The organism is Rhodococcoides trifolii, assembly GCF_014635345.1.
Taxonomy (GTDB): domain Bacteria; phylum Actinomycetota; class Actinomycetes; order Mycobacteriales; family Mycobacteriaceae; genus Rhodococcoides; species Rhodococcoides trifolii.
Genome location: NZ_BMCU01000012.1, coordinates 1 through 5,484, shown reverse-complemented (window position 1 = coordinate 5,484; position 5,484 = coordinate 1). Strand labels below are relative to the sequence as shown.

The window sequence follows — 5,484 nt, the reverse complement described above, 5'->3', positions numbered from 1 at the left end:
TGTCCTACTCTCCCACACCCTGTCGGGTGCAGTACCATCGGCGCTGGAGGGCTTAGCTTCCGGGTTCGGAATGGGTCCGGGCGTTTCCCCTCCGCTATGGCCGCCGTAACTCTGCGAAACAGTTACACACGGAACACAACGGCTGCGTCACCACCACGAGCGGTGGGTTCACAGATGTTGGTTCATTCAATTGTCGATACGACTGAAACGTGTGTTGTTTCAGATATCGCACAGTGGACGCGTAGCAGCTTTGTGGTAAGTCCTCGGCCTATTAGTACCAGTCACCTGCATCGGTTACCCGACTTCCAGTTCTGGCCTATCAACCCGGTGGTCTGCCGGGGGCCTTACCCCCTCGAGGGGGTGAGAAACCTCATCTTGGAACAGGCTTCCCGCTTAGATGCTTTCAGCGGTTATCCCTTCCGAACGTAGCTAACCAGCGGTGCTCCTGGTGGAACAACTGGCACACCAGAGGTTCGTCCGTCCCGGTCCTCTCGTACTAGGGACAGCCTTCCTCAAGTTTCTGACGCGCGCGGCGGATAGAGACCGAACTGTCTCACGACGTTCTAAACCCAGCTCGCGTGCCGCTTTAATGGGCGAACAGCCCAACCCTTGGGACCTACTCCAGCCCCAGGATGCGACGAGCCGACATCGAGGTGCCAAACCATCCCGTCGATATGGACTCTTGGGGAAGATCAGCCTGTTATCCCCGGGGTACCTTTTATCCGTTGAGCGACACCGCTTCCACTTGCCGGTGCCGGATCACTAGTCCCGACTTTCGTCCCTGCTCGACTTGTCAGTCTCACAGTCAAGCTCCCTTGTGCACTTGCACTCGACACCTGATTGCCAACCAGGCTGAGGGAACCTTTGGGCGCCTCCGTTACATTTTGGGAGGCAACCGCCCCAGTTAAACTACCCACCAGGCACTGTCCCTGAACCAGATCATGGTCCGAGGTTGAGGTATCCAATACGATCAGAGTGGTATTTCAACAACGACTCCACACACACTGGCGTGCATGCTTCACAGTCTCCCACCTATCCTACACAAACCGAACCGAACACCAATACCAAGCTGTAGTGAAGGTCCCGGGGTCTTTTCGTCCTGCCGCGCGTAACGAGCATCTTTACTCGTAATGCAATTTCGCCGAGTCTATGGTTGAGACAGCTGAGAAGTCGTTACGCCATTCGTGCAGGTCGGAACTTACCCGACAAGGAATTTCGCTACCTTAGGATGGTTATAGTTACCACCGCCGTTTACTGGGGCTTAAATTCTCAGCTTCACCACCGAAGTGATTAACCGGTCCTCTTAACCTTCCAGCACCGGGCAGGCGTCAGTCCGTATACATCGTCTTACGACTTCGCACGGACCTGTGTTTTTAGTAAACAGTCGCTTCTCACTGGTCTCTGCGACCCACACCAGCTCAGGACGAGAAGTCCATCACCAGCAGGGGTCCCCCTTCTCCCGAAGTTACGGGGGCATTTTGCCGAGTTCCTTAACCATAGTTCTCTCGATCGCCTTGGTATTCTCTACCTGATCACCTGTGTCGGTTTGGGGTACGGGCCATGTACCAGCTCGCTAGAGGCTTTTCTCGGCAGCATAGGATCATCGAATTCGCCTCAATCGGCTATGCATCACCTCTCAGGCTGTATGCGTTCCGGATTTGCCTGGAACACGCCCTACGGGCTTACACCAGTATTACCACTGACTGGCTCGACTACCTTCCTGCGTCACCCCATCGCTTGACTACTACCAGGAAAGGTCCCGTGCATCACCTCCACGTCACCCGAAGGTGCTCTAGAAGGCTCTGGACGGTTAGTACTCCTGATTCGTCATGGGCGCGGATACACGGGTACGGGAATATCAACCCGTTGTCCATCGACTACGCCTGTCGGCCTCGCCTTAGGTCCCGACTCACCCTGGGCGGATTAACCTGGCCCAGGAACCCTTGATCATTCGGCGGACGAGTTTCTCACTCGTCTTTCGCTACTCATGCCTGCATTCTCACTCGCGTGGCCTCCACACCTGGATCACTCCGGCGCTTCCCTGGCCACACGACGCTCCCCTACCCATCCACACACCTGGCACAACCCCCGTAAGGACTGTGCGGGCTATTGCGTGAATGCCGCGGCTTCGGCGGTGTACTTGAGCCCCGCTACATTGTCGGCGCAAAATCACTTGACCAGTGAGCTATTACGCACTCTTTCAAGGGTGGCTGCTTCTAAGCCAACCTCCTGGTTGTCTTCGCGACTTCACATCCTTTTCCACTTAGTACACGCTTAGGGGCCTTAGCCGGCGATCTGGGCTGTTTCCCTCTCGACTACGAACCTTATCGCCCGCAGTCTCACTGCCGCGCTCTCACACCCTGGCATTCGGAGTTTGGCTGATTTCGATAAGCTTGTAGGCCCTCTAGACCATCCAGTAGCTCTACCTCCAGAGTGAAACACGCGACGCTGCACCTAAATGCATTTCGGGGAGAACCAGCTATCACGGAGTTTGATTGGCCTTTCACCCCTACCCACAACTCATCCCCTCAGTTTTCAACCTAAGTGGGTTCGGTCCTCCACGACGTCTTACCGTCGCTTCAACCTGGCCATGGGTAGATCACTCCGCTTCGGGTCTAGAGCATGCGACTATGATCGCCCTATTCGGACTCGCTTTCGCTACGGCTACCCCACACGGGTTAACCTCGCCACATACCACTAACTCGCAGGCTCATTCTTCAAAAGGCACGCCATCACCCCCCACAGTAAACTGTGCAAAGGCTCTGACGGATTGTAAGCGCACGGTTTCAGGTACTATTTCACTCCCCTCCCGGGGTACTTTTCACCTTTCCCTCACGGTACTAGTCCGCTATCGGTCACCAGGGAGTATTCAGGCTTATCGGGTGGTCCCGACAGATTCACAGCAGATTTCACGGGCCCGCTGCTACTTGGGCATTCACTTCGACAGTCACACAATTTTCGTCTACGGGATTCTCACCCTCTACGACAGGCCATCCCAGACCACTTCGACTAACCGCATGATTTCTTACTGTCGGCCGATCCGGCAGAATCGACAAAAACAAACCCCACAACCCCACACGCACAACCCCTGCCGGGTATCACATGCACATGGTTTGGCCTCTTCCGCGTTCGCTCGCCACTACTGACGGAATCACTGTTGTTTTCTCTTCCTGTGGGTACTGAGATGTTTCACTTCCCCACGTTCCCTCCACACACCCTATATATTCAGGCATGGGTAACACGACATCACTCGTGCTGGGTTTCCCCATTCGGACACCCTCGGATCTCAGCTCGGTTGACAGCTCCCCGAGGCTTATCGCAGCCTCCTACGTCCTTCATCGGCTCCTGGTGCCAAGGCATCCACCGTACGCTCTTCATTACTTACAACAAAGATGCTCGCGTCCACTGTGCAATTCTCAAACAACACACACCACCCGATCCTAATGTGGCACCAGCCGAACGATTCCCGTGAAGAAACCACCCGCGGTATGACCACGAACCAAGCGCTGTATTTGTCTTGCCATGAAAGAAACACTTACGTGTTCTCTCAGGACCCAACAGTGCATCGATATAACCCGCACCCACCACCAGCACACAGGCCGGCGGTCGCACCGACCGAAGTCGGTGCACGAGCGACGAATTGGTTGTCAGTGTTCCACCCATGAGCGTCCACCCGATCAACGAATGTGATCGGCGTGGTCTCTGCGCTGTTCCCCAACCACCAGTGTGGAGGTACTCCAGCGAGATGTGCTCCTTAGAAAGGAGGTGATCCAGCCGCACCTTCCGGTACGGCTACCTTGTTACGACTTCGTCCCAATCGCCGATCCCACCTTCGACGGCTCCCTCCCACAAGGGGTTAGGCCACCGGCTTCGGGTGTTACCGACTTTCATGACGTGACGGGCGGTGTGTACAAGGCCCGGGAACGTATTCACCGCAGCGTTGCTGATCTGCGATTACTAGCGACTCCGACTTCACGGGGTCGAGTTGCAGACCCCGATCCGAACTGAGACCGGCTTTAAGGGATTCGCTCCACCTCACGGTATCGCAGCCCTCTGTACCGGCCATTGTAGCATGTGTGAAGCCCTGGACATAAGGGGCATGATGACTTGACGTCGTCCCCACCTTCCTCCGAGTTGACCCCGGCAGTCTCCTGCGAGTCCCCGCCATTACGCGCTGGCAACACAGGACAAGGGTTGCGCTCGTTGCGGGACTTAACCCAACATCTCACGACACGAGCTGACGACAGCCATGCACCACCTGTACACCGACCACAAGGGGGACCGTATCTCTACGGTTTTCCGGTGTATGTCAAACCCAGGTAAGGTTCTTCGCGTTGCATCGAATTAATCCACATGCTCCGCCGCTTGTGCGGGCCCCCGTCAATTCCTTTGAGTTTTAGCCTTGCGGCCGTACTCCCCAGGCGGGGCGCTTAATGCGTTAGCTACGGCACGGATCCCGTGGAAGGAAACCCACACCTAGCGCCCACCGTTTACGGCGTGGACTACCAGGGTATCTAATCCTGTTCGCTACCCACGCTTTCGCTCCTCAGCGTCAGTTATTTCCCAGAGACCCGCCTTCGCCACCGGTGTTCCTCCTGATATCTGCGCATTTCACCGCTACACCAGGAATTCCAGTCTCCCCTGAAATACTCAAGTCTGCCCGTATCGCCTGCAAGCCAACAGTTGAGCTGCTGGTTTTCACAGACGACGCGACAAACCGCCTACGAGCTCTTTACGCCCAGTAATTCCGGACAACGCTTGCACCCTACGTATTACCGCGGCTGCTGGCACGTAGTTGGCCGGTGCTTCTTCTGCAGGTACCGTCACTCACGCTTCGTCCCTGCTGAAAGAGGTTTACAACCCGAAGGCCGTCATCCCTCACGCGGCGTCGCTGCATCAGGCTTGCGCCCATTGTGCAATATTCCCCACTGCTGCCTCCCGTAGGAGTCTGGGCCGTGTCTCAGTCCCAGTGTGGCCGGTCGCCCTCTCAGGCCGGCTACCCGTCGTCGCCTTGGTAGGCCATTACCCCACCAACAAGCTGATAGGCCGCGGGCCCATCCTGCACCGATAAATCTTTCCACCACAGCACATGCATGCTGCAGTCATATCCGGTATTAGACCCAGTTTCCCGGGCTTATCCCGAAGTGCAGGGCAGATCACCCACGTGTTACTCACCCGTTCGCCACTCGTGTACCCCGAAGGGCCTTACCGTTCGACTTGCATGTGTTAAGCACGCCGCCAGCGTTCGTCCTGAGCCAGGATCAAACTCTCCGTTGAAGACTCATATCAACCACCACAGCTAGAAACCGTGACAGTCAATGAAAACTAGAGAGCCAAATCCAGCAATAAAACTCACGCCAGCAATAACTCCATTGCTGACAAAAAAGAACTGATCCCCCTCCGACGGGAAGAAGGAAGAAGACCAGCAAACCAAAAACAATTGGCACTGACATTCATCGACACACTGTTGAGTTCTCAAAGAAC

1 protein-coding gene and 3 rRNA genes are annotated in these 5,484 nt (G+C 55.9%); all 4 read right to left on the bottom strand.

The window, feature by feature from the left end:
* A 5S ribosomal RNA gene (gene rrf, locus IEW02_RS24960) occupies window positions 1-108 on the bottom strand; the annotation flags it as partial.
* Window positions 109-251: 143 nt separating this feature from the next.
* Window positions 252-3,387: ribosomal RNA gene (locus IEW02_RS24955) — 23S ribosomal RNA — on the bottom strand.
* Between the two features lie 371 nt (window positions 3,388-3,758).
* A 16S ribosomal RNA gene (locus IEW02_RS24950) occupies window positions 3,759-5,277 on the bottom strand.
* Window positions 5,278-5,299: 22 nt separating this feature from the next.
* A partial coding sequence (locus tag IEW02_RS25300) for a hypothetical protein (RefSeq protein WP_229746326.1) occupies window positions 5,300-5,484 on the bottom strand: 185 nt, incomplete at its 5' end.